Origin of the sequence: Shivajiella indica, assembly GCF_042683085.1 — a bacterium.
In the GTDB taxonomy this organism is placed as follows: Bacteria; Bacteroidota; Bacteroidia; order Cytophagales; family Cyclobacteriaceae; genus Shivajiella; species Shivajiella indica.
The window spans coordinates 88,085-113,509 of record NZ_JBHUIV010000006.1; the positions used below are offsets into that span (position 1 = coordinate 88,085).

Genomic DNA, 25,425 nt, shown 5'->3' on the forward strand with positions numbered 1-25,425 from the left:
TAATATACTTTTATTAAGCTTTTTAGTTTGGACTTTTTCATTTTGTGAGCAAAAATCCAAGGAATACAGCAATAATACCCAAAAGAACACTTCCAATGGTGTACAATAAAAAGGATGTATAATTTCCTGACTGGATAAATCCAAAATTTTCAGCTGAAAAAGTAGAAAATGTGGTAAAGCCTCCACAGAATCCGGTAATAAGCAATAAAGACCATTCCTGGGAAATTCCCTGATTTCTGGTGAAGTAGCCTAACAAGATACCTATAAGAAGACTCCCAAGCAGGTTAGCAGTTAAGGTTCCAAAGGGAAGTGTGTTCCAGGAAAATTTTCTAGATAACTCATTGATCAAATATCTTAGGATACTTCCTAATCCACCCCCAATCCCGACAAGCAAAATTTGTTTCATCCAAAGAAAATTTTTTAAGATAATTTTAAAAATAAGAATTTTGTTTGTGAATTCTTTGATTGATTTATACTAATCTGATGTTCAATGGTTTGGAGTGAAAATTTCATAAGCTATAGCATCTATATTATTAGAATGCAAACCAAAAAGAAATATAAAAAAATATTATAATAAATATATTAAACATAAATAAAAACTTATGAGTTAGAATTTAGAACTTTGCCTCATCATCAAAAAAATTTAAAGGCAATGAAACGAATAACAGTAGCAAAAGGAGATGGAATTGGTCCGGAAATAATGGATGCGACACTTTCCATTATCAAAGCCGCAGGTGCCCAAATAGAAGTGGACGAAATCGAAGTGGGCGAAAAAGTTTATTTAGCCGGAAATACTTCCGGTATAGCCAAGGAATCTTGGGATATTATCCGAAGAAACAAAGTTTTTTTGAAGGCCCCGATCACCACCCCTCAAGGTGGAGGGTATAAAAGTTTGAATGTGACCACCAGGAAATTTTTAGGTCTATATGCCAATATCCGTCCTTGTATGAGTTTACATCCCTTTGTGGACACCAAGCATCCGCAGATGGATATTGTGATCGTAAGGGAAAATGAAGAGGATCTGTATGCAGGTATTGAGCATCAGCAAACTGATGAGGTAGTACAATGCCTTAAACTTATCAGTAGGCCGGGATGTGAAAAAATTGTCCGCTATGCTTTTGAATATGCAAAGCAGTATGGCAGGAAAAAAGTGACCTGTTTTACCAAAGACAATATCATGAAGCAAACTGATGGACTTTTCCATCAGGTGTTTGATGAAATTGCAAAAGAATATCCCGAAATTGAAAATGAACATTGGATCATTGACATTGGGGCAGCGAAAATGGCGGACACTCCGGAAGCTTTCGACGTGATTGTTATGCCTAATTTGTATGGAGATGTACTGAGTGATGTGGCTGCCCAGATTGCAGGTTCGGTGGGTTTGGCCGGTTCTGCCAATATTGGTGAAGAATGTGCAATGTTTGAAGCCATCCACGGATCTGCACCTCGAAGAGCAGGTCAAAATATGGCCAATCCGTCTGGATTATTACAGGGAGCCATCCAAATGCTTGCCCATATCGGACAAAGTGATGTGGCTGAGAAAGTTCAAAATGCCTGGTTAAAAACCATCGAAGAAGGTATTCATACTTATGACATTTATAAAGAAGGTGTAAGTAAACAAAAGGTAGGAACCAAAGAATTTGCCGAGGCAGTGATCCGAAATTTAGGCCACAAGCCATCAAAGCTTAAAGCTGTATCTTATGCCAAAGAAAGTACCTTGAATCTTCCCAAATACATCCGTAAAACCCCATTGAAAAAGGAACTTGAAGGCGTGGATATATTTGTGCATTGGGCGGGGACAGATGCCGAGGAATTGGCAGAAAAGCTTCAGGTAATGAATTCAAGTGAGGTAAAATTGACGATGATTACCAACCGAGGCATCAAGGTATGGCCTGAGGGATTCCCTGAAACTTTTTGTACTGATCACTGGCGCTGCCGCTTCAAACCTACAGAAGGTAAAAGTATTTCTAAGCAGCATATTATACAATTGCTTCAATTGGCGGAAAGTAACCAAATTGATGTGATCAAAACAGAAAATCTGTATGCTTTCGAAGGGAAGTCCGCTTACTCCCTAGGGCAAGGTCAGTAATTTGTGCTAATTGAATTTTTTGGACCGCTTCCAGGTAGATTTCTGGGAGCGGTTTTTTTGGTTTAATAATAATTACCTTTCACTATTGTTACAAACCTGGTTGACTTGGAGCCAGGTTTTCTTGTTGTAACAATTGGGTTGGGTTAGAAGAGCGGTTCTTGTGAATTTTCCAATCACCGCCAAATAAGTATATCGTTGAGTTCATTGGGATTCTGCAATATTTTTAGTTCAGGTAAGAAGGTGGATAATGATTTTATTTAAAATAAAAGGATATGATTTTTCATCTCATTTATTAATTTGTTGCCCTGAATTAGTGTTTAATGAAAATGAAAACCAACAAATACCCTATTACCTGTATAGTTTTTTTATTTTTTTCCATTTCATCCAGCTTTGCCCAACTGGATCTTTCTCATGAAGTTCCTTTAGATCCAAGGGTCCGAATTGGGGTGTTGGAAAACGGGCTGGTTTATTATATCCAACAAAACCCAAAACCTGAAAATAAAGTAGAGCTTCGATTGGCTGTGAATGCAGGTTCTATTTTGGAAACAGATGATCAGCAAGGTCTGGCCCATTTTACAGAACACATGGCATTTAATGGAACCAGGAATTTTGAAAAAAACGAACTGATTTCTTACCTCCAATCCATAGGGGTTTCCTTTGGTGCAGACCTAAATGCCTATACCGGTTTTGATGAGACCGTTTATATTCTCCCCATTCCCTCAGATGATGAGGAAAAGCTCCGAAGTGGATTTCTGGTGCTGAGTGATTGGGCAGGAGGTGTTTTAATGAAAGAAGAGGACATAGATGCCGAACGAAGCATTATTGTAGAAGAATGGCGAACAGGTCAGGGTTATTCCCAGAGAATGCGGGATCAATATCTTCCTATCATGCTATACAATTCCAAGTATGCAGATCGATTACCAATTGGTAAAATGGATATTATACAAAATTTCAAATACGGAACCCTTAAGAACTTTTACCAGGATTGGTACCGTCCGGATAACATGGCCGTCATAGCTGTGGGTGATACAGAGCCTGAAAAATTGGAGGCATTGATAAAGGAATATTTTGGTACTTTGGAAAATCCTAAAAAGGCGCCAAAAAGAGAGGAATTTAAAGTTCCTGAGCACAAGGAAACTTTCGTCAGTATCGTGACAGATGAAGAAGCTCCAGGTATTCAAATCCAACTTTTTTATAAACACAAAGCCTTACCTACTAAGACAAAAGAAGATTACAGGAATTTCCTTTTAAGAACTTTATATGGTGGGATGTTGACCCAGCGACTGGATGAATTGCGGCAAAAGCCTGATGCGCCATTTATTTTTGCAGGAACCGGTTATGGAAATTTTGTCCGTGACCTGGATTATTTCTCGGCATCCGCTGTAGTAGCACCAGGTAAAGTAGAGGCAGGTATACAGTCACTGATTATCGAAAACGAGCGGGTGGCCCAATTTGGGTTTACTCAAAGTGAGTTGGATAGGGTAAAAAAAGCAGTTTTAAATAATGCCGAAAGATCCTATAAAGAAATGGACAAAGTGGAAAGCCGGGCAATTGTAGGTCGGTACGTCAATCATTTTTTGGAAGGCAACTTTGCAGAAGGAGAGGCTTGGAAGTATGAGTTTTACAATGAGATTATTCCTCTGATCAGCCTTCAGGAAATCAATGCCCTGGCCAAATCCTTAGTGAGAGAAGAAAATAGGGTCATTATTATAATGGCACCTGAGGGGGAGAAGAACAATTTACCTTCAGAGGAAAAAGTCCTGTCCTTGATAGATGGAGTCAGTCAAATGGAACTTTCTCCTTATGAGGAAAAATTATTGGCAGAACAACTGATTCAAACGCCTCCAAATCCGGGAAAGATTGTATCAAACAATTATGTTGAATCTATAGATATCCATGAAATTACCCTTTCCAATGGGGTTCAGGTTTTTGTAAAAACAACAGATTTCAAAAATGATGAAATTGTTTTTTCAGGAGTTGGTAAAGGTGGGGTTTCTGTCTACGAAGATGAAGACCATTATTCGGCAAGCTATGCCGGGGTCATGGTCAATGTGATGGGTGTAGGTGATTTTTCACCCTCAGACCTTAGAAAGGTATTGGCCGGCAAATCAGTTTCTGTAATTCCAAATATTGGAACCTATTCACAGACGATTACGGGAAATGCATCACCAAAGGATCTGGAAACGGCAATGCAGTTGATATATCTTTATTTCACCTCTCTTAGGAAAGACAAAGAACTGTTTGATGTCTATATCAGCAATCAAAAGACGCAATTGGCTTCAGCACAGGTTAATCCTGATTACCTGTTTTCAAAAAGGTTGAATCAGATCATTGCCAATGGGAATCTCAGAGCCATGAGTATCAATGACCCGGAGGACCTGGATAAAATTAACCTGGACAGAGGTTTAGAAATATTTGCAGACAGGTTTGGGAATGCTGCAAATTTTGAATTTTTCTTTACAGGGAATATTGACTTAGAAACTTTTATTCCCTTATTGGAGCGATATTTAGGAAGTCTTCCCTCAGACCCTGAACATAAGGATAATTTTAGGGATTTGGGAATAAGAGCTCCAAGAGGTAAATCCGAAACCATTGAAGTCGGTACGGATGAAAAGAGCCAGGTTATCCTGTATTTTTCAGGGGAGACCACCTATGACAGGAATAAGGCAGCAGATATTTCCTATTTGGGTGAGATTTTGACCATTAAGCTGATTGAAAATTTAAGAGAGAAAATAGGGGGTGTATATGGGGTAGGTGCCAATGGCAGCATGGGAATTCAGCCAGTTGGAAATTTCTCTTTTTCCATTGGATTTCCTTGTAGCCCGGACATGGTGGATCAGTTGATTGAGGCAGCATGGGAAGAGGTTAAGAAGATTCAGGAAAATGGTCCGACAGAAGAAGACCTCAATAAGGTGAAGGAAAAGAGAAGAATTGCATTGGAAGAAAACCTTAAGAGGAATAATTATTGGAACAGTCAGTTATCTGGGATCCGGACCTATGAATTGCCATGGGAGACCATCTTGGAGGCAAGAAATTCTATTGAACAAATAAGTGTTGAAAGGGTCCAAAAGGCAGCTCAGGAGTTTTTAGTAAAGGAGAACCTGTTGGAGGTGAAGAAATATCCTTTACGAGGTCAATGAGCAGATATTGGGCACTACAATTTTCCAATACTAAAAATTCTCTTTAATTCGCCTTATGGACATACAATGGATCTGGGACGGAGTCAAAGAAGGAGTGGCTGAAATGAGCTGGTTGGAAGCCATTGCAGTATTTTTCGGTATAGCATCGGTTGTTTATTCTATCAGAAAAAATATCCTGGTGTTCCCGACTGGTATGTTTTCAACGCTGATATATGTTTATATATGCTTGAAATATAAACTTTATGCGGATATGGGCATCAATGCTTATTATTTTTCCATGTCCATCTATGGTTGGTATGTTTGGAGTAAACCTTCTGGTGGCAAGGAGGAATTACCGGTTACCTGGTTGGACAAAAAGGGAATTGCAACATCTGTTTTGCTGCTTTTGGGTTCCTATGTGGTTCTTTTTTTCGTCTTGTCAAATTTCACAGATTCTGATGTGCCCTATTGGGATTCCTTCACCACAGCTTCTGCGTTTGTGGGAATGTGGCTTATGGCCAAGAAAAAAGTAGAAAACTGGATTGCTTGGATTATCACGGATATAGCTTCGGTGCCACTATATTTTTATAAAGGATTGATGCTGACTTCTTTCCAGTTTTTGTTTTTTACAGTACTTGCCACCATTGGACTGGTCGAGTGGATCAAGTCTGCCAAGGCGAAAAAGGAAGTTTATGCTTAAAAAGGTGGTAGTTATAGGGCCTGAATCTACAGGGAAAAGCACATTGAGCCAAACTTTGGCTGCCCATTTTTCAGTTCCATGGGTACCGGAATATGCCCGGGAATATCTTGAAAAGTTAGATCGTTCTTACCAATATGATGACTTATTGAAAATCGCCAAGGGTCAGGTGGCACTTGAAGAAAAGGAAGCCGAAAAAGCCAAAAATTTACTTATTTGTGATACCGACCTGCATGTAATTAAAGTTTGGTCAGAGCATAAATTTGGCAAAGTGGATGAATGGATTCTTGATCAAATCAGGGAAAGAATTTATGATGCCTATTTGTTGACTGATATTGATATTCCTTGGCAGGAAGACCCGCTGAGAGAACATCCTGAACCTAAAATGAGGCGCTATTTATTTGATTGGTACCAAAGGTTAATCCAGCAGTCCGGAGTTCCTTTTATTATTGTTTCCGGGTCAGAAGAAGAAAGGCTTAGGAAAAGTATTGCCGCCGTCGATACCTTCATGAAGGGTTGATTTCAAGCTTTTTCCTAAAAATAAATCGAAGAAATGTTATTAAACCTATTAGAGGTATAAAATGGTAAAAAATGTTAAATTGACATTTTAATTGGTATTATTTTGTTTTTGTAAAAAATACACGGAAATATTAAGTTACCTTTACATCAGGAATGCCTAACAATCACCCAGACTGTTTATCATTCTCTATTAATTATTAATAATTTTATTAAGTTAAATGCGTCCCCCAAGATTTCAAGCAGCAAGCTCCTTTCATGCAGATTTGAAAGCGAGAATTAAGAATTATTTCCAAGAAAAAAATTTAAAACAAACCGGTAACTTTTCCCTATATCTTAAAGCATGTGTATTGTTGATAGGATTTATAGGGGTATATGTCCATTTGGTTTTCTTTACACCTATCTGGTATATCGCTTTATTTGAAGCCATCATCTTGGGTGGACTTACTGCTACCATTGGGTTCAATGTAATGCATGATGGTGCGCACGGTAGTTTTAGCCGCAAAAAGTGGGTTAATGAATTGGCTGGAATAACGATCAATTTCCTGGGAGCCAATGTGTTTATGTGGAAAACCAAACACAATGTAGCCCATCATTCATTTACCAATATTGATGAACATGACGATGATCTGAATGCCGGAGCCTTTTTAAGGTTGGGACCCACTCAAAAAAGATACAAAGTCCACCGTTTTCAGCATTGGTATTTTATTCTTGTATATTCAATTCTATATTTCTATTGGGTATTTTTTACTGATTATAAAAAATATGTAACAGGTAAAGTTGGCCAAACTCCAATCAATAAAATGAAACTTTGGGATCATGTTTCCTTTTGGGGATTCAAGGTCCTGCATTTGTTTTTGTTTGTATTAATACCCATATATATACTAGGTTTCATGCCATGGTTAATCGGGTTTCTTTTATTTGGGCTCGCTACCGGTATAATACTGAGTACTGTATTTCAACTGGCACATGTTCTTGAAGAGACAAACTTCCCTATATTGGATAATACTACTAATAAGTTGGAAGATGATTGGGCAGTACACCAATTGAAGACGACTGCTAATTTTGCTACAAGAAATAAAATCTTATCCTGGTTTATAGGTGGACTAAATTTCCAGATTGAGCACCATTTATTTCCAAATATTTCCCATATCCATTATCCAGCGATCAGTAAGATCATTAAAGAAACCTGCAGGGAATATGGAATACCTTATATTGAACACCCAAAAATGCGCTATGCATTTGCTTCCCATGTAAACCATTTGAGGCAACTGGGAAGATCTTAAGCAGTACTTTAAGGGGAATAACCGGTTACATCCGATAATCCATTTTGATACAAGGGAGCAACGCTAGGTGTTGCTCCTTTTTTATTTTCAATGATTTCCAACATTCTTGGGTTCCTTCTTTTTAAGCGCATGAGATCTGATCAAAATTTAATTTCATTGTGACAATCTGAGAAAAAATTCAACACCTTAATGAAAACCTTCATGCTGTAATCTTAATGTTGATCAATCGCCGAAATCCCACTTTCGACTTCCCCTTTCCAAATCCATTTATCTTTCCAAATCCTTCCCCAATACTTGCTTTTTCCAAACTCTCCATCTACCTTCGTGTCCAAGATCATTAGGGGTGCCTTAAAATATCGGGCTGAGATCATACCCATAATACCTGATCCGGGTAGTGCCGGCGAAGGGAAATGAGAGTTCAATTAAAACACTAATCCAGAATAGGCCGGTAGGCTTAAGACTCAGAGTCGCCAATTATGGTTAATTGGTTCATGCATGCAAAATTTTGGATTGGTTTAATTGGGAAGAAGGGTAAACTAAAAACAGAAAATCACCCCTTGATTTTCTGATGTTTAACCAAAAACCGAAGATTCGGTGAGTATTAATTTATCATGAAAAAATTATTGATTTTACTGGCCTTTGGGTTAGTAGGAATTGCTGCATTTGGCCAATCCAATTTGAGAGGCATTGTAAAAAGCAGCACTGGAGAAGAGTTGGAGGGTGCAAATGTAATTTTGTTGGGCACAGGAAGGGGATCTACATCAGACCTTCAAGGTAATTTCCAGATTAGGAATGTTCCTGATGGTAATTACACCTTGAGGGTAAGTTATTTGGGATTTGAGAGTTTTACCAATGAAATTTCCTTGCCTGATTCTGAATTGTTTGAGGTTTTCCTGACTCCAAGCAGTTTGTTGACGGAGGAATTTATTGTCTATGCTACCAGAGCATCAGATAAAACACCGACAACCTTTTCTAAGGTAGATAAATCCGATATTGCTAAACTCAACTTGGGACAGGATCTTCCTATTTTGCTTAATTTCACTCCCTCGGTGGTTTCTTTTTCTGATGCCGGGGCAGGCGTGGGGTATACTGGTTTGAGGATCAGGGGTTCTGATCAGACCAGGATCAATGTGACGGTAAATGGAATTCCACTCAATGATGCGGAGTCACATGGGGTATTTTGGGTGAATATGCCTGATTTCGCCTCCTCAGTGGACAACATCCAGATTCAAAGAGGGGTGGGGACCTCAACCAATGGTGCGGCAACATTCGGAGCCAGCCTTAATATCCAAACCGACACCAAACAAGATGAGGCGTTTGGGGAAATAGACAATTCCTTTGGTTCCTTCAATACCAGAAGACATATGGTGAAAGTGGGGACCGGTCTGATCAATAACAAATGGGCATTTGATGCGAGACTTTCCCAAATCTCATCAGATGGCTACATTGACAGGGCCAGTTCAGATTTGAAATCTTATTTTTTGTCAGGAGGATATTATGGAGAGAAACATGTGGTAAAGTTAAATGTTTTTTCAGGTGCCGAAGTGACTTACCAGGCATGGGAAGGTGTCCCTGAGGATTTGTTGGCCACCAATAGGACTTTCAATCCTTATACTTATGATAACCAAGTAGACGATTACAAACAAGATCATTATCAATTAATTTATACCGGTCAATTAAGCGATAATTGGAAAGCAAATGGGGCATTACATTATACTTATGGTAGGGGATTTTTTGAGCAGTTCCGCCCTAATGATAGATTAAGCAGTTACGGATTGCCACCTGTTGTGGTAGGAGATTCCACCCTCTCCAGAATGGATATCATCCGGAGGAGGTGGCTGGATAATGATTTTTATGGAGGAGTTTTTTCTTTGAATTATCTAAGCGATGACGGAAAGTGGGATGTGTTGGTCGGGGGTGGTGCCAATAGATATGACGGGGATCACTTCGGTGAAATAATCTGGATGCAATATGCAGGTACAAACAATATCAGGGACCGTTATTATGACAATAGGGCGGTGAAAGATGATTATAATATTTATACCAAAGGCACCTTTGAGGCAGGTAGGGGCTTCTACCTATTTGGCGACCTTCAGTGGAGGAAAATTGACTACAGCTTTTCCGGGATCAATAATGACCAAAGGGATATTTCAGGGGAGGTAACATATAATTTTTTTAATCCCAAATTCGGTTTTACTTACCAGATACAAGAGGGCAAATCCTGGTATGCCTCTTATGCTGTAGCAAATCGAGAACCAGTTAGAAGGGATTTTACTGATTCTCCGATTGTAGACCGGGCTCCAAAACCTGAAAATCTACAAAATGTTGAAGTGGGATACAAGGTGCAAGGGAGAGGCTTTAGCTATAGTGCAAATCTGTATTATATGAAATACAGAGACCAATTGGTACTGACAGGTCAATTGAATGATGTTGGAGCTTATGTTCGGGATAATGTGGAGAACTCTTACCGGTTGGGGGTGGAATTGGATGCAGCTTATATGCTTTCGCCAAAATTCACTTTAGGGGGCAACTTGGCATTGAGCAGGAATAAAATTGCTGAATTTCAGGAATACCTGGACGATTATTCAGGGTCAGACTTTAGTCAGGAGGTGATTACCTACACGGATACTGATATTGCGTTTTCACCAAATGTTGTTGCTGCTGCTATTTTGGACTATAGGCCAATTAAAAATATTGAAATCAGCCTGTTGAATAAATATGTGGGCAGTCAATATTTGGATAATACACAAAATGAAGACCGTAAACTGAATGCCTTTTGGACTTCTGATTTAAGGTTAAATTATGCGATAAGACCAAGGTTTGTAAAGAATTTAGAGCTCACCTTATTGATCAATAATATATTCAACCAATTATATGAGCCCAATGGTTACACTTTCAGTTATTTTGTGCCTTCAGAAGGGGCAGGAGGAAGGGAGTTGGTAACAGAAAACTTTTTTTATCCCCAGGCAGGAACCAACTTCCTCGCAGGACTGAAGGTAAGATTCTAACAAGGTTTGGATTTATTCTATCACCATTTGATATTAGTGTATCAAAGCAGCAAAAGTCGATCCCATGATAAAATTTGTCATGGGATCATTTTTTTTAGAAAACCAGACTACATACATTTTCTTCCAAAAATTTTAAAAGGTTATTTATGGGTAGTTAATCATTCTAAAATAATCAGCAATAGGTGTTTTTAAAGCTTCTCTTTCTTTTTCTTCTTCAAGAATGGGGACCCATTCATTGTTATACCATAATTGAAATTTGGTATTTTCTTCTAAAAGAGGATTTAATCCTTCTACAAATTCTAGGTGAGCGTGTTTATCACCATTATGAAATTCTAATTCACCGGATTTTTCATTTTCCTTGTTTTCCCAAAGTATCCGGATCGGTGATTCTTCTACAGGAAATTCAAGATAAATATATGCCTCATCTTTAACCTGATTGATAATTATTGACAGGTTCAAAACCGGCCTTAAGTCACTTTCAAACCTTTTGCCATACTTATAAATAGTCATTTTTGCATCACTTCTTCCCTCAATGTCATAATAGGGAGCACGGATATTTTTAAAAAATAGTCTATCTGCATCCGTAATTCTCATCAAACTGGCCTCTTCCCCAGAATTATTGGCTCTTCTTTCATTGAAAAAGGAAAGTAAAAACACTAAAAGTAAAGACCCGATTCCAAAGATTTTCAGGATCTTGATCATTTCGGGGGAAAGACTGTCTTTGGACGAAGGCATGGAAAGCTTTTTTCCTTTAACAGGATTCTTGGTAGATTGGTTTATCAGAAAATCAAAGCCTACCTCTCATCCCAATATCCCCTCTGAGTAATTCGGTTCTTTTCTTTGAATCAAAGTGAATTTAGAAAACTTCTAAACCAAATAGCACCAACTCGTCCAACTTTTAAAGCTTCCACTTGGCTCTTATTACTTTTGCCTTGGCTCTTGGGTCAGACCCTACAACCAGATCCTCCATTCTTCATTCCCCATTCTTCATTTTACATTGAAATTTACCTCTCAATGCACATAAGACCCTGCATTGATATCAATGGTACAACCCGTCGCATGGTCAGCCAGTCCTGAGCAAAGTAAAGTTACCATAGGAGCGATGTCTTTAGGTTCTGTCAGCTCGTTCAGGGCAATATCGTTTAGCGCATATTCTTCCCCATATTGGTCCATGAAATCCTGTGCCATGTCCGTGCGGGTAAATCCCGGGGCAAGGATAAAGGCCTTTATTCCCTCCTTACCATAGTAGCGGGCAAGAGAACGGGTGTAGCTTACGATAGCTGCTTTGGAGGCAGCATATGCTAAATAGTCAGGAGTGTCTCCACGGAAAGCAGCACGGGAAGAAATGTTGATGATTCTACCGTTTTTGTTTTCTCTGGCATGTTCGATAAATTCTTTGGTAATTATTGCCAGGGCATTGATGTTCACATCCATAGTCTTAAGCCAGATATAAGTCCAATCATCTGTAGGTGCATTATCTGGAACCGATATGGCAATACCGGCATTATTTACAATGGCATCAATTTTTCCATAGGTAGCAATCAATTTCGGAATCAGGCCTTTTACGGCTTCTAAATTGGAAAGATCACATTGCACTAGGTGCGAAGGATTGGTAAGGGATTCCTGCAATTCTTTTGCGGCGTCCAAATTGTTGTTGAAATGCAGTAATAATTCTGCCCCAGATGCGGAAAGTTGCTCCGCAATTCCTTTTCCAATACCTCTGGAGGCTCCGGTGACAAGAATTCTTTGGGATTTAAGGTTGATGTTCATGATGGATTGAGGGTAAATGAAACTTCTGATTCTTTTATGAACTTTACTTTATGTATAAAATCTGGATGGAGTGGGTTGATCAAAAGATTATGTTCCTCCGGGTAATTGATCAGAGGAATTCTACAAGAAGGCACCTTTAGGGCAAATGAGTCTTGTTTTTTAGCCCAGTAATTTCCAATAGATTGAGTGCTTATGGAATAGGGTCTTCTGTCCCAGTTATTTGGGAGGTCTTCAATACCCAAATAAGGTAAATCATCTTCAATTTCAATCTGTATCAAAGACCATTTTGCCAAAGATACTATTGGGCCTTTGATGCTTAATAGCTCAAGGAAATTCAGAGAAGTATGGCTACAGGCATAAATAAATGGAGTTCCATATGGGTTCCACCTTCCCGAACCAGGTCCAAAACCTAAGGCAGTTCTACCAGGAAGTTTTTCTATGAGTCTGAAATAATTCAAGTTAATCTCACTTAAAAGACATTGCCCCAAGAAAGCGCATCCAAAGCCTGATCAATCCATTCCAAACCATTTGGATTTCGCATCATATCAATGGGCTTTTGATTGCCCAAAGCTTCATTGGATGTATTCAGCCAATGTAGAAAATTAACTTCACTCCCAAAAATCCTTATTCCCTTGGCGATAATTTTGTCCATGTCTTTGATGGTCTTAGTCAATAAACGGCTCAGGAGCTTGTCTTCTTTTTTCCAACGGACAAGAGTACTGGGATCAATTTCCAACACCTCAGCAACATCCGCCTGATTGAAGTGAAGGTAATCAAATAAAACTTTGGCTTCAGATAGGTTAAACTGTTCCTCCATGATTAGAGGCTCTTCTACAGTAGTAATTTTGGCAGCAAAAAAATATTGGTCTTCTATTGGAGGATAGAATCCAGGGATGTCCTTTTGGAAAAGATAATTACCAGGTAAATTATATTTCTTGACCATATCCAAATTTATTAATTTTCATGCTATTTACAAAATAAATTTATTGCATTTGCAATATTGTTCGGATCTGATGTGCCTGTAGATTACAGTTGATCCAGCCTTCATCCAAATCTGCTCCGTATTTATTATAAAAATTAATGGCAGGTGTATTCCAGTCCAAGACCTGCCAGGTCATACCTGAGCAATTGTCCTCTAAGGTTTTTTGCAAAGTTCGGTCAAAAAGCAATTTCCCTGCCCCGTTTCCACGCTCAGATTCTGTGACGATCAAGTCTTCCAGATACAACCTTTTACCCTTCCAGGTACTATACCTATAATAATAAATGGATGTTCCGATGATTTCTTGGGTTTGGTCATTGATGGCCACAAAAAAGCCGAATACAGGATTATTCCCAAACCCATCTTCTTGCATCTGCTCAACTGTGTTTATGACTTCATTGGGTGCTTTTTCATAAATGGCAAGCTCCTTAATCAGCTCTAAAATTCTGGGGAGGTCTTCGATTTTTCCTTCTCTAATGATATACATGACTGAAATTTATTAAAAATTGATAATAAGGGGGAAAGTTTGTTTTAAGCGGTGAATCAAAAGGAATAAAACATTAGTAAAAGTTAGATTAGGCTTACTTTTTTTCGATTGCTACTATTTAAATAGTTTGTGCTGATATGATTGAAAAACAATAACCAAATTTTCTAATTTTATTTTTGGCATATTTCTAATTCTGATCTTTTTGAGAAAATCAATTTATATATTTGGTGATTACCACAACCAGGAGCAGCAAAATATCCTATTAATATTATGTTTTTAGCTATAGATGCAGGGAATTCCAATATTGTATTTGGGTTTTATCAGGAAGCCAATCAAAAGTGGACCCACGAGCTCCGCATCAATACCCATAAAGAGCTTTCCGTCTTAAAGCTTGAAAAAGAAGTACATCTTTTCTTTTTGGAAAATGGGATAAAAACAGATGAAATCACCTATGTTGGTATTTCTTCCGTTGTGCCCGAAATCAACCATGTACTTCAACAGTTTTGTAAAGAATACCTGGAAAAAAATTGTTATTTAATCAGTGGGAAGAGCTATTCTGCATTAAAGGTGAGCACTTCCCGTCCCAATGAGATTGGTTCTGACCTCATGTGCAATGTGGCTGCTGCTTATGAAATTTTCAAATCTACCTGTATTATTGTTGACTTTGGTACAGCTTTGACTTTTACTGTGGTTGGGGATAGGGGTCAAGTATTGGGGGTCAATATTGTTCCGGGTTTAAAAACGGCCATTAGGGCATTGTTTTCCAATACTTCCAAACTACCTGAAGTTGAATTGAAATTGCCAAAATCTGCATTGGGAAAGAGCACGTCCCATTCCATCCAAGCGGGGATTTTATATGGCTATACAGGTTTGGTAAAAGGGATGTTGGATACCATTCAAAAAGAATTGGGCCATCAATGTAGAATTGTGGCTACAGGCGGTTTGTCTTCCATTCTTACCACCCTTCAGGATTCATTTGAACTTGTAGACCGGAACCTAACTTTGGAAGGAATCCGCTTGATTACTTTGGCGAATAGCCAATCAAGAGATTAGGGTCAGGGCAGATGCTCTTGAACTTATCCACCTCTCTGTGAGAACATACCCCTGGGAAATCCCCCCAAATGCCCAACAAATCCCACATCAGTTGAAAATGAAGGTGTGGAGGCCAATCTCCATTTTCAGGAAATGGGCCAAGGTGGCATAAGAGATCCCCGGCATTGAATTCTTTTCCGATTTTTAGATTTTCCAGATCCTTCAGAGCAAGGTGTCCATAGAGACTATAAAGAGTTTCCTCTTTTAGTTGATGCTCCAGGATAATCGTTGCACCATAATTGCCAAAGCCTGCATTATTTTTAAAGCTATGGATTTTTCCTTTCAGAGGAGTGTAAACCGGGCGAAAGGCCTCGGTCCAAATATCTACACCTAGGTGGATATCCCGGAAGTCATCTTTTTCTGTTTCAAATACCTCACTTCTGCTGTAAATAGCCCTATGTTCAAAATATCCTCCTATTCCATATTTTTTTTCTGCTTTATTGAGTTGGCCAAACACATAATTACTTAACATCTCCGTATTGTTTAGGTCAACCTGAAACAAATCTTTGTTTCTGGGAGAAAAATCCATGGGAAGGGTATTTTGGGAATTAAGTTTTTCTCCCATAACAGGGAAGATAGATTCGCCTTCAAGTAATTCGTTCAATGATAAATCCATAGCCTGCAAGATAAAAATTTTGTCAGTTTTCATACCTTCCACTATCTTTATTTCTATGAACGAAGACATGAAATTCCCTTCCCTGGAGGATATAAAAGCGGCCCATAGACGGATCCAGCCTTTTATTCACCGAACACCAATTATGAAGTCTGAGGCTATAAACCAAATAGCGGGTTGCGAAATTTTTTTTAAGTGCGAAAACTTCCAGAAGGTGGGGGCATTCAAAGCGAGAGGAGCAGCCAATGCAGTAGCCAAATTGACTGAGGAACAAAAAAAGAATGGGGTAGCTACCCATTCCAGTGGCAATCATGCAGCTGCATTGGCAAGGGCTGCAACGGTTGCCGGAATCAAATCTTATATCGTCATGCCCTCCAATGCCCCTGAAATCAAGAAAAAGGCTGTCAAGGGATATGGTGGGGAGATTATTGAATGCGAACCCAACCTGATGGCAAGGGAAACTACCCTACAGGAGGTAGTTAAAAGGACCGGCGCAACCTTTATACCTCCCTATGATTATATGGATGTGGTGGAAGGCCAGGCAACCTGTGCATTGGAAATGTGGGAAGAGGATATTGATTTTGATGTGATTATGGCTCCTGTTGGAGGAGGAGGACTTCTAGGAGGGACAGCTTTGGTTACCAAATATATCTCTCCCCAAACCAAAGTGATTGCAGGGGAACCTGCAGGTGCTGATGATGCTTTTCGTTCATTCCAAGCCAAAAAACTAATACCTATGGAAGGCCCCAAAACAATTGCTGACGGGTTGTTGACCTCACTGGGAAATATCAATTTTCAAATTATTATGCAATTTGTAGATGATATCCTGACGGTTTCAGAAGAGGAGATTATAGATGCTATGCGGTTGGTTTATGAAAGAATGAAAATTGTGATTGAACCGAGTTGTGCTGTACCCTTGGCGGCTTTATTAAAGCATAAGGAACGCTTCAAGGGCCAAAAGGTAGGGATTATTCTTTCGGGAGGAAATGTGGATTTAGGTAAATTACCTTTTTAAAACAGATGATCATTAAGCTCAATTGCCAAAAGGTTCGAAAGGATTGGGGGCATTTAGGATCTTCTTCCAGATTTGGGGCAATTCCTCCAGTTTTTTCCTTGCTAATTTTTGGATATCTTCGTTTGATGCATTTCTGTGATCAAGTTTGATTTCCAATATTGTTGGTTCAGTGATCGGCATTCCTATTTTGGAAACAATAAACACTTGTGCAGTATCTGCAAATCCAAGTTGACAGATTTCCTTACTTAATTCAAAGGCAAAATAATTGTAAATCTTTCCTACATGGGAAATGGGGTTTTTCCCTGCCGTGGCTTCAAGACTCATAGGTCTGTAAGGCGTGATCAGTCCGTTTATCCGATTTCCACGGCCAACTTGTCCATCATCCCCATTTTCTGCACTCGTGCCTGATACAGTCAAATAAACACTTTCTTTCTTATAGTCATCTGCTGTGTTAATATTTATTTCGGCTTCTTTAAGTTCAAGCGAAGTGCTAAGGAAATGTTTGATAGAAGAAATTTTGGATTGATAGTCCTCAATATGTAACATAAACCTATCTACCATCGCTATGGCAATAGTGAACTGGGTTGATTTTCCTTCCTTGAGACCCATCACCTTTATATCTTCCCCGATAAATGGGAATTTATCTTTGGTTTTAGTGTTGTTTAAGAGATTTTCAATTTCAAGTACTTTTTTCTCCAGGGAAGAGGGAGGATAAAAACCTACTCCAAAAGAGGTATCATTGGCCAAGGGAATTTCTCCTGTGGAAAACCTTTGGAATAATTCCACCAATTCCGGACTTCCTTCTCTTATTTTTGGGAAAATCCGGATGTCCTTTTCAATGTCCAAAAACCTCAAATGTTTTTTTAACCAGTCCTTTGCCGTTTTTTGGACAATCTCATCAATAGGAACTGTTTTACCTTGAGCTTTCAAAGTAGCCCTTCCTGCAATAAATAATTCTATGGGCTGGGTGATTTTTCCTCCCTTAAATTTGGGTTTTGCTTGTCCTCCGACCAAAAGGGCCTTATCTATATTGTGATGAAGGATTGTGCCAAACTCTTCCAGGTAATATTTGCACAATTCCACAGAGACCTCCTCGGCAATTTGATCACAGATCGTATCTGGGTGGCCTATTCCTTTCCGTTCAACCATTTCAATGGTGCATATATGGTCGATATTATTAATATAAATATTCATGTAAAAAGGTAGCGTATACCTAAAAATAATAAAAAAATCCCTGGAGTTTGTTTTCCAGGGATTGTTATACTTAATGTTCGAAAATCTTTAATTGGTTATTTCGATTACCTTAAATTCTGTCCTTCTGTTCACCTGATGTTCTTCTTCCGTTTGGGCATCCTTGATAATCAGCTGTCTCTTTCCGTAACCTTTAGCAACTAACCTGCTGGCATCTATTCCCTGAGAAACTATGTAGGCAACTGCAGATTCGGCTCTTCTTTGTGATAAGGCATCATTATACGCATCCGAGGCTCTTGCATCAGTATGTGAACTCAACTCAATCCTGATAGTCGGATTGTCTTTAAGAATCTGCACTAGCTTGTCCAATTCCAGAGCAGCGTCAGGACGGATATCTGCTTTATCAAGATCATAATAAATATTTTCCAAAACAATTGCCCTTTCCAGAATCAACGCATCCAGAACAATTGTCGTATCGAGGGTCACATTGGTTACATCCTGGATTAATTCTTCAGGTCTTGGGGTCTTACCCACTGTTGAGTAGGTCATACTCTTACTGAAATAGCCAGATTTAGAAGCAATGATGGAGAAGTTTTGATCAGGAGCAAGGGTAAATCTTAATCTTCCATTTTGATTAGAGAAATCCCCGCCAATATTTTTGTTTGAGGCATCATAGAGCACAACCCTGGTTTGGGGAAGAACAGCCTCAGAACCGTCATCTTTTTTCTCTTTTGTAGTCACATTCAGGAAGACATTAACTACTTTAGGTTTAGGTGTTTTATCTTCAAAATAATAAATATCATCATCACCAACTCCTCCTTCTCTATTTGACGAAAGGAATCCTTCTGTGGGATATTTGGTGAAGGTTATGCCAAAATCATCTGCGACTGTGTTGACATTTGACCCTAAATTTTTCACCTCCCAACCTTTATCTGTTCTTTCTGCAACAAAAATGTCCAGTTTTCCAAATCCTGGATGCCCGTCAGAGGCAAAATAAATTTTACCATCTGGGGCTACAAAGGGAAACATTTCATTTCCATGAGAATTAATTTGGGGACCAAGGTTTACCGCATTGCCAAAATCCCCATTGGCAAGTTTTGTGGCACGATATAAATCCAATCCGCCTGTACCCCCTGGCCTGTTGGAAGAAAAATACAGTTCGTTTCCATCAGGACTGTAGGCTGGAGTGGTATTGTAATAAAATTCATCTTCATTGACAGGCATCCAGATAGGTTGGGTAAAACCGCCACCCCTGAAATAGGAAACAAAAAGGTGGACATCCGGAAGATCTTTGGCGGAAGTTGAATTACCTCTGGCATAAATGATGGTATTGCCATCCGGACTTATGGCAATTGCTCCCTGATTGAGACCTTCTTCATTTCTGAATTCAGGTAATGCCTGAATTCCCTGTACATCCACCTTTATTCCATCTGCCTTTGTTCTGAATAATTTGGTATAGGGTTGGCCCGTGGCTGGATAGAGTCCACTGGCCTGCCTTGAGCTGGTAAAATACAAAAAGCCTTCGCTTACAATTGGAGAATAATCAATCCCTGAGGTATTGAGTAATTTGTAGTTTTCAACTTGGAGGAAAGGAAAAACATCCTCTATTTCAGAAATTTTATTTAGATTTTCTATCTCTTTGTTTACCCATGTTTGGTAATTATCATCCAATGTCAAATTCTTTGCTTTGACAAAAGCTTCTTCTGCTTCTTTATATTTGCCTTGGCTTTTAAGGCTAAGTCCTAAGCGGTAGTAAGATTCAAAAGATTCCTCATTTTCCACCAATTTTTCATAATAGGCCTTAGATTTTTCTACCCGATTGGAAAGTCTATAGCTTTCGGCCACATAAAGATTGGCCTCTTTATTTTCCGGATCTTCTTCCAAAACCCTAGAAAAAGTATTGATGGCGAGCTGATATTCTCCTGCCTGAAATTGATTTTGGCCTTTTTGAAAAAGGCTGGTGCAGGAGCCTAATGTCACCAAGGTTACCAAAAGAATTATAGCCAATCTATTCATGTAGCTTTACAAAAGTTTTTCTGAATGTGTTAAATATAGGATAATTATGATAATTAATTCATAAAGTATTTGTTCAACCAGCTTTCTTTGGCATGAATCAACCAATTATTATCCAATTCTGATTTTTTATTGATTACAGGATTTAATACGATAGTTTCGGCCCGAAGGGTTCCTTCAGTTACTTTGGATTTGATTCCCAGGAATGGACTTACCTCTAAAAGGTCATCGGATTTCAGGTAACCGACTTTTCCTTGATCCAATAAATTGACACCCAATTGCTGTTCTATTTCTCTCAAAGTGCGTACAGAAGAATCGATGGAACAGCCTGAAGCACCTAATTGACTTTCATCTACTGCAAGGATAATGACCTGCCCGAATTTGATGGTAAAGGAAGTGGGCATTAGGGTTCCATGGGTATTCCATTGATTGCAAAAAGTCTTCAATCTTTCTGTAATCCAATCCAATTCCTGAGTGGTAAATTTTCTGTCTGCCTGGTATATCCAAATCCGGGAATGTTCCGGCATTTTATCAAATTCCAAATACATATGAATATTTATTGATTCCCTAAAATAAGGTCTTTTGGTTCAATTTAGTTCTTTTTTTAAACGGAGAAAATTAAGGGATGGGTATAAAATCTTGGCTAATCCTTGGGTATGGTTAAAAGCCATTGTCCTAAGTGGGTTTATGGTCAAATCAAATACCCAAATTGTTATTGGGTTTTTAAGGTTATGTTTAGTAAATAAAATGCCTAAATTATAAAGATGAAACTTGAAAAATAAATTTCCATTTTTTGACCTTTCTATATTTTTCCAGTTCTAATTTGGAGAATAAGCAAATATAGACTTTTAAAAAGCGTAGTAGCTGGGAGACTAAAAAAAGGACCTGCTACCTGTCAGGTTTTCAAAACCTGACAGGTCTAAGTCAATTCAAAACCATATCAAAGAGCATCAAATCCCCATATCCTTGGCGATCATTTCTGCCAGGTCATAGACTTTGACGTCGTGCTCTCGCTCTTTGTTCTTGACCCCATCGGTCATCATGGTCAGGCAGAATGGACAGCCAACCGCGATGGCGGATGCCCCTGTGGCCAGGGCTTCTTCCGTACGTTCGATATTGATGTCTTTTTTACCCGGTTCCGGTTCTTTGAACATCTGTGCTCCACCGGCACCACAGCAAAGGCCTTTGGTGCGGCAACGTTTCATTTCCACCAATTCCACATCCAGGGCCTTGATTACCTCCCTAGGGGCTTCATATACATCGTTGGCCCGGCCAAGGTAGCAGGAGTCATGGAAGGTGATTTTCTTGCCTTTGAATTCCCCGCCTCCCTGAAGGGTCACTTTCCCCTCATTGATCAACTGCTGTAGGAATTGTGAGTGGTGGATCACTTCATAGGAACCACCTAAGGCAGGGTATTCATTTTTGATGGTATTGAAGCAGTGCGGACAGGCGGTGACTACCTTTTTGATGTTGTAGCCGTTCATCACCTGAATATTGGCCACGGCCTGCATCTGGAAGAGAAACTCATTTCCTGCACGTCTTGCCGGATCTCCTGTACAGGCTTCCTCCGGACCCAGAACGGCGAAACTTACCCCGACTTTATTCAATATTTTAACAAATGCCTGTGTCACGGCTTTGTATCGGTCATCAAAAGAACCGGCACATCCCACCCAGAAAAGAATCTCTGGACTTTCACCGGAAGCGGCCATCTCGGCCATGGTTGGAACTTTATATGTAGACATTTTTAAGACTTTTAGATTTTAGACATAAGAAGCGAGAAGAGAGAGGCGAGAAGTCAGAAATTCTAATCTCTAATTTCTCGCACCTAGTCTCTCGCTTCTTTATTTCATTTCCTCACTCTTCAACTGATCCGCCCAGTTGAACCTATCAGTCGGTGCGAATTTCCATGGGGAGAAGGAGGTCTCCATATTCTGAAACATAGAGTTCCATTGTGCCGGGGTACCTGATTCTTCCATGGCAACATACCTTCTCAGTTGAAGGATTATGGAAAGGGGATCAATATTGACTGGACAGGCTTCCACACAGGCATTGCAGGAAGTACAGGCATTGATCTCTTCTTTGGTGATATAATCGCCCAAAAGTGATTTGCCATCTTCCAGCCCAAGTCCTCCTTTATCGATGCTTGTACCTACTTCTTCAGCTCTATCCCTCACATCCATCATGATCTTTCGAGGGGAGAGTTTTTTGCCTGTAAGATTGGCGGGACATTCCGAAGTACATCTGCCGCATTCGGTACAGCTGTAGGCATTCATGATATTCACCCAAGTCAGGTCGTTGATATCTTTGGCACCAAATCTCCCGATTTCAGCTGGTGGTTCTGACCCACCTCCTGTGGCTATGCCCAGCATCATATTGACCTCATGGGTTACCTCAGGCATGTTGATCATTTCACCCTTTGGTTTAAGGTTTGAATACCATGTGTTAGGGAAAGCAAGGAATATATGCAAGTGTTTGGAATAAGTTACATATATGGCAAAGGCCAAAATTCCAATGATATGGAACCACCAGGCAAAGCGCTCTATCAATATCAAAGTCCCATCGCTCATATTTTCAAAAATCGGTTGCATCATGCTGCTGAAAAACAGGCCATTCAACAAGGTATAGTGTTCCACTCCTCTGCTGGCCAGGATTTGATCGGTAGCGTTCATTGTCAGGATAGCCAACATGAGTATAATTTCTATGATCAATATCAAGTTGGCATCCAAAGCAGGCCAACCTTTCATTTCAGGTTTGGTAAACCTTTCAACCTTAAGGACATTTCTTCTGATCAAAAATGCCACACAGGAAACCAATACAGCGATGGCAAGAAATTCGAAAATGTTCATTGCCACTCCATAGGCAGTTCCAAGTAAGGGGGCAAATATCCTATGGCTTCCTGAAAGTCCGTCAATGATAAATTCCAATACTTCAAGGTTGATTATGACAAATGCCACATAAATCAACAGGTGTAGCATGGCAGGGACGAAGCGTTTAAACATCTTCTTTTGGCCAAAAGCAACCAAAAACATGGTCTTCCATCTTGTGTCTGTTTGGTCATTTCTGGTTTCTGCTTTTCCAAGAAAAATGTTTCTTCTGAGGTAACTAATTCTTTTATAAAGAATGTATACTGCCGCTGCAAAAACAATGATAAAAGCCAATTGGGGTAAAATGCTCATATTGTTTGATTTAGCGTTTTTGAATAGGGTTTGTTTTTAATTTTTTTTTAAAATGGTTTGCACGAAAGATTCAAATACCTACCTTTGCAACACTTTAATGGAAAGGTGATGTAGCTCAGTTGGTAGAGCATCGGACTGAAAATCCGTGAGTCGGTGGTTCGAGTCCACTCATCACCACAGGCCCTGATCAAAATCGGGGCTTTTTTTATGCCCATCAATGAATAATCATTGCTCCCAAAACCTTCCATCTTACTTTAAATTGCATTGCAAAATAATAAATAGTAGGCATGCATACTATTTTTAGAAATAATTTAAAATGAATCTAATTTCTATTTTTTTTCCAAATTGCTGTAACATTTACATTTCCCATGCATCACCTACATAAATGAAGACATTTTTTGAAGCAAATATTTGGCCGCTCAAAAACAGACTCTATCGTATGGCCTATCTCTGGGTTAAAGACAGGGATGTGGCAGAAGATATCTGTCAGACTGTTTTTGAAAAGGCATGGGTTAGAAAAAATGAGCTTCAAAAAATGGACAACCCAACGGGATGGATGGTAAGATCCCTTAAAAATGAGAGTTTGCAACATTTTAGAACTTCAAAAAGATTTGAACCACTGCAAGAGCATGAATTATTGGAAGAGGATTCTGAAAATGAAAACAGGGAGAAGGAGGTGAGAATGGTTTTTTCTTTTTTGGAAGGATTACCGGAGAAACAAAAAGAGGTGTTTCAATTAAGAGAGGTGGAGGGTCTGACTTATGAAGAAATCTCAGAATATCTGGAGATCAGCATGGAGCAGGTAAAGGTAAACTTGCATAGAGCAAGGAAAAGTCTCAGGGAATATTTGATGAATAGCAAAAATGAAAAGTAGGATAGAAGAATTATTAGACAAATACTGGGAGGGTGAGACCAGCCTGACTGAGGAGAAGGAATTAAAATTACTTCTCCAAGAAAGTGAGGGGTTTGAATCAGAGAAATCCTTTTTCCTGGGAATTTCAAAAATCAGATCTGAGAAGACCAATAAGATAATAGAGCCCACTCCTAAGGCATGGGAATACGCCAGCTGGATGAAGATGGCCGCTGCTCTATTGTTGTTGTTGGTCTCTGGATGGGCAGTGTATGATAATCATAAAAAGCAAGCTGAAAAAGAGGCCTTCGAACAGGTAATGCAGGCCTTTAATCTTATCCAGACCAATATGGAAAAAGGAACCCAAAGTCTTCAACATATGGAAGAATTTAAGCATTTAGGTGTAACAGAAGAAATGTTCAACTTACAGGAATTGAATAAATGATATGAAAAAATACAGCCTTATAATAATCTTGTTCCTGTTAGTTACAGGAATACAGGCCCAGGACGATGCGATTTCCAAATTCTTTTCCAAGTATATGGAAGATGATAACTTTTCCAGGGTGTATATCAGTCCAAAGATGATGCAGATGGCAGGAGGCTTTCTCAAGTCTGCAGGTGAAACTTCTGACAAAGAGGCACAGGAACTTGGGGAATTGATTTCCAAAGTCAGGGGTATCAGGATCCTAAGTGCGGAAAATCTCAATGGAAAGCCCTTATATGAAGAAGCCATGGGAACCCTGACCAAAAATAAATATGAAGACCTAATGGATGTGGCAGATAAAACTTCCAATACCAAATTCATGCTAAGGGAAGAAAATGGCAGAATAATGGAATTATTGATGATTTCAGGTTCTTCTGAAAGCTTTACCTTATTGAGTATGCTTGGAAATTTCACTTATCAGGACCTGAATATTTTGGCAGAAAAAACCAATATGCCCGGAATGAATGAATATAGTAAAGGCGGGAAGAAATGAAAAAATTAAAAACTAAGAAATTTCAAAACACAGAAAATTAATCCACTATGAAAACTATGAAACGATTATTGTTAGGCATGATTTTTCTAACATCAAGCCATTATCTATTAGCACAGAGCAAAAGTGTGGAATCACTATACCAGAAGCATAAAAGCAATCCTGACTTCTTTCATCTTGACCTAGGAGGGAGTTTTATGAACTTTGCCAAAAGTTTGGATGTAAAATTGGATAATGGTCATGCAGAATCCATTTCCAATTCTATGGAAAGGCTTAAAATGTTCAAACTTCCGGTTAATGGTGAACAGGCCAATTCTGAATTTAACAGCCTTAAAAAATCTTTGGAAAAAGAAAAGTTCGACCTGATGATGGAGGCTAGCGAAAAAAACAGTTCATTTATGGTATACACCAAAGGTTCCAAAAGAATCAGCGATGTGGTTGTCCTGGTGAAAGATAAATCAGAGGATTTTCTCGTAATCGAGTTGCAGGGAGATTTCGATTCCGAAACTTTGGCAGAAGTAGGCAACAACATTAAATAATCTACCCGATT

General features: G+C 39.1%; 25 protein-coding genes, 1 tRNA gene and 1 riboswitch. Of the genes, 13 read left to right on the forward strand and 13 right to left on the reverse strand.

All coding sequences use genetic code 11. The features are described from left to right. Window positions 1-37: 37 nt before the first annotated feature. A complete protein-coding gene (gene crcB / locus ACFSKV_RS02925; protein WP_380800229.1) occupies window positions 38-406 on the reverse strand; it encodes a fluoride efflux transporter CrcB in 369 nt (122 codons plus the stop codon). Window positions 407-652: 246 nt separating this feature from the next. On the opposite strand from crcB, the gene ACFSKV_RS02930 reads away from it, so the two are divergent. The 5 genes from ACFSKV_RS02930 (at window position 653) to ACFSKV_RS02950 (ending at window position 7,707) form a co-directional block, all read left to right on the forward strand. Further along, window positions 653-2,089, forward strand: coding sequence for an NADP-dependent isocitrate dehydrogenase (locus ACFSKV_RS02930; RefSeq protein WP_380800231.1), 1,437 nt, complete (start codon window positions 653-655; stop codon window positions 2,087-2,089). Window positions 2,090-2,415: 326 nt separating this feature from the next. Next, entirely contained in the window at window positions 2,416-5,229 is a 2,814-nt protein-coding gene (locus tag ACFSKV_RS02935) for a M16 family metallopeptidase (RefSeq protein WP_380800233.1), read from the forward strand. Between the two features lie 55 nt (window positions 5,230-5,284). After that, entirely contained in the window at window positions 5,285-5,908 is a 624-nt protein-coding gene (gene pnuC, locus ACFSKV_RS02940) for a nicotinamide riboside transporter PnuC (RefSeq protein WP_380800236.1), read from the forward strand. Beyond that, window positions 5,901-6,425 (forward strand): AAA family ATPase, encoded by a 525-nt coding sequence (locus tag ACFSKV_RS02945; RefSeq protein ID WP_380800237.1) that lies wholly within the window; start codon window positions 5,901-5,903, stop codon window positions 6,423-6,425. Before pnuC ends, ACFSKV_RS02945 begins: the two co-directional genes overlap by 8 nt. 217 nt (window positions 6,426-6,642) lie before the next feature. Next, window positions 6,643-7,707, forward strand: a complete 1,065-nt coding sequence (locus tag ACFSKV_RS02950; RefSeq protein WP_380800238.1) for a fatty acid desaturase family protein — start codon at window positions 6,643-6,645, stop codon at window positions 7,705-7,707. 8 nt (window positions 7,708-7,715) lie between these two features. Here the strand turns inward: ACFSKV_RS02950 and ACFSKV_RS02955 are convergent, their stop codons facing one another. Next, the gene (locus tag ACFSKV_RS02955; RefSeq protein ID WP_380800240.1) at window positions 7,716-7,838 is read right to left on the reverse strand and encodes a hypothetical protein; all 123 of its coding nucleotides are present in this window, start codon (window positions 7,836-7,838) and stop codon (window positions 7,716-7,718) included. 198 nt (window positions 7,839-8,036) lie between these two features. Further along, a riboswitch (TPP riboswitch) is annotated at window positions 8,037-8,133 on the forward strand. 185 nt (window positions 8,134-8,318) lie between these two features. Between ACFSKV_RS02955 and ACFSKV_RS02960 the strand changes: the two genes are divergently transcribed. Next, complete coding sequence (locus ACFSKV_RS02960; protein ID WP_380800242.1) at window positions 8,319-10,715, forward strand: TonB-dependent receptor; 2,397 nt, start codon at window positions 8,319-8,321, stop codon at window positions 10,713-10,715. Between the two features lie 144 nt (window positions 10,716-10,859). On the opposite strand, the gene ACFSKV_RS02965 is transcribed toward ACFSKV_RS02960, so the two are convergent. From ACFSKV_RS02965 to ACFSKV_RS02985, 5 genes are all read right to left on the reverse strand, one after another. Beyond that, a complete protein-coding gene (locus ACFSKV_RS02965) occupies window positions 10,860-11,450 on the reverse strand; it encodes a hypothetical protein (RefSeq protein ID WP_380800243.1) in 591 nt (196 codons plus the stop codon). Window positions 11,451-11,726: 276 nt separating this feature from the next. After that, window positions 11,727-12,485: an SDR family NAD(P)-dependent oxidoreductase gene (locus tag ACFSKV_RS02970; RefSeq protein WP_380800246.1), complete on the reverse strand. Its 759-nt coding sequence runs from the start codon at window positions 12,483-12,485 to the stop codon at window positions 11,727-11,729. Continuing rightward, the gene (locus tag ACFSKV_RS02975; protein WP_380800247.1) at window positions 12,482-12,943 is read right to left on the reverse strand and encodes an RES family NAD+ phosphorylase; all 462 of its coding nucleotides are present in this window, start codon (window positions 12,941-12,943) and stop codon (window positions 12,482-12,484) included. Before ACFSKV_RS02975 ends, ACFSKV_RS02970 begins: the two co-directional genes overlap by 4 nt. An 11-nt stretch (window positions 12,944-12,954) precedes the next feature. Beyond that, window positions 12,955-13,428 (reverse strand): antitoxin Xre/MbcA/ParS toxin-binding domain-containing protein, encoded by a 474-nt coding sequence (locus tag ACFSKV_RS02980; protein WP_380800248.1) that lies wholly within the window; start codon window positions 13,426-13,428, stop codon window positions 12,955-12,957. Between the two features lie 40 nt (window positions 13,429-13,468). Continuing rightward, window positions 13,469-13,951, reverse strand: coding sequence for a GNAT family N-acetyltransferase (locus ACFSKV_RS02985; RefSeq protein ID WP_380800249.1), 483 nt, complete (start codon window positions 13,949-13,951; stop codon window positions 13,469-13,471). A 270-nt stretch (window positions 13,952-14,221) separates the two neighbouring features. Here ACFSKV_RS02985 and ACFSKV_RS02990 point away from each other — a divergent pair, with 270 nt between their 5' ends. Beyond that, window positions 14,222-15,004, forward strand: a complete 783-nt coding sequence (locus tag ACFSKV_RS02990; RefSeq protein WP_380800251.1) for a type III pantothenate kinase — start codon at window positions 14,222-14,224, stop codon at window positions 15,002-15,004. Here ACFSKV_RS02990 and ACFSKV_RS02995 read toward each other — a convergent pair. Next, complete coding sequence (locus tag ACFSKV_RS02995; RefSeq protein WP_380800252.1) at window positions 14,973-15,692, reverse strand: peptidoglycan DD-metalloendopeptidase family protein; 720 nt, start codon at window positions 15,690-15,692, stop codon at window positions 14,973-14,975. The two genes, ACFSKV_RS02990 and ACFSKV_RS02995, sit on opposite strands and share 32 nt — an antisense overlap. 22 nt (window positions 15,693-15,714) lie before the next feature. Here ACFSKV_RS02995 and ACFSKV_RS03000 point away from each other — a divergent pair, with 22 nt between their 5' ends. Further along, window positions 15,715-16,671, forward strand: coding sequence for a pyridoxal-phosphate dependent enzyme (locus ACFSKV_RS03000; protein WP_380800254.1), 957 nt, complete (start codon window positions 15,715-15,717; stop codon window positions 16,669-16,671). 18 nt (window positions 16,672-16,689) lie between these two features. On the opposite strand, the gene ACFSKV_RS03005 is transcribed toward ACFSKV_RS03000, so the two are convergent. From ACFSKV_RS03005 to ACFSKV_RS03025, 5 genes are all read right to left on the reverse strand, one after another. After that, complete coding sequence (locus ACFSKV_RS03005) at window positions 16,690-17,865, reverse strand: methionine adenosyltransferase (RefSeq protein WP_380800257.1); 1,176 nt, start codon at window positions 17,863-17,865, stop codon at window positions 16,690-16,692. An 87-nt stretch (window positions 17,866-17,952) separates the two neighbouring features. After that, window positions 17,953-19,878, reverse strand: a complete 1,926-nt coding sequence (locus ACFSKV_RS03010) for a CHU_0125 family OmpA-like outer membrane integrity protein (protein ID WP_380800258.1) — start codon at window positions 19,876-19,878, stop codon at window positions 17,953-17,955. Window positions 19,879-19,931: 53 nt separating this feature from the next. Continuing rightward, complete coding sequence (locus ACFSKV_RS03015; RefSeq protein WP_380800259.1) at window positions 19,932-20,423, reverse strand: hypothetical protein; 492 nt, start codon at window positions 20,421-20,423, stop codon at window positions 19,932-19,934. A gap of 402 nt (window positions 20,424-20,825) precedes the next feature. Beyond that, complete coding sequence (locus tag ACFSKV_RS03020; RefSeq protein ID WP_380800260.1) at window positions 20,826-21,617, reverse strand: (Fe-S)-binding protein; 792 nt, start codon at window positions 21,615-21,617, stop codon at window positions 20,826-20,828. Window positions 21,618-21,716: 99 nt separating this feature from the next. Next, a complete protein-coding gene (locus tag ACFSKV_RS03025; RefSeq protein ID WP_380800262.1) occupies window positions 21,717-23,051 on the reverse strand; it encodes a 4Fe-4S dicluster domain-containing protein in 1,335 nt (444 codons plus the stop codon). 104 nt (window positions 23,052-23,155) lie between these two features. Here ACFSKV_RS03025 and ACFSKV_RS03030 point away from each other — a divergent pair. The 5 genes from ACFSKV_RS03030 (at window position 23,156) to ACFSKV_RS03050 (ending at window position 25,414) form a co-directional block, all read left to right on the forward strand. After that, a tRNA-Phe gene (locus ACFSKV_RS03030) sits at window positions 23,156-23,228 on the forward strand. Window positions 23,229-23,436: 208 nt separating this feature from the next. Then, complete coding sequence (locus ACFSKV_RS03035) at window positions 23,437-23,925, forward strand: RNA polymerase sigma factor (RefSeq protein WP_380800264.1); 489 nt, start codon at window positions 23,437-23,439, stop codon at window positions 23,923-23,925. Beyond that, the gene (locus ACFSKV_RS03040; protein WP_380800265.1) at window positions 23,915-24,346 is read left to right on the forward strand and encodes a hypothetical protein; all 432 of its coding nucleotides are present in this window, start codon (window positions 23,915-23,917) and stop codon (window positions 24,344-24,346) included. The genes ACFSKV_RS03035 and ACFSKV_RS03040 overlap by 11 nt, the downstream gene beginning before the upstream one ends. Window position 24,347: 1 nt before the next feature. Then, window positions 24,348-24,878, forward strand: a complete 531-nt coding sequence (locus tag ACFSKV_RS03045) for a DUF4252 domain-containing protein (protein WP_380800267.1) — start codon at window positions 24,348-24,350, stop codon at window positions 24,876-24,878. 56 nt (window positions 24,879-24,934) lie between these two features. Further along, window positions 24,935-25,414: a DUF4252 domain-containing protein gene (locus tag ACFSKV_RS03050; RefSeq protein ID WP_380800269.1), complete on the forward strand. Its 480-nt coding sequence runs from the start codon at window positions 24,935-24,937 to the stop codon at window positions 25,412-25,414. Window positions 25,415-25,425: the final 11 nt, after the last annotated feature.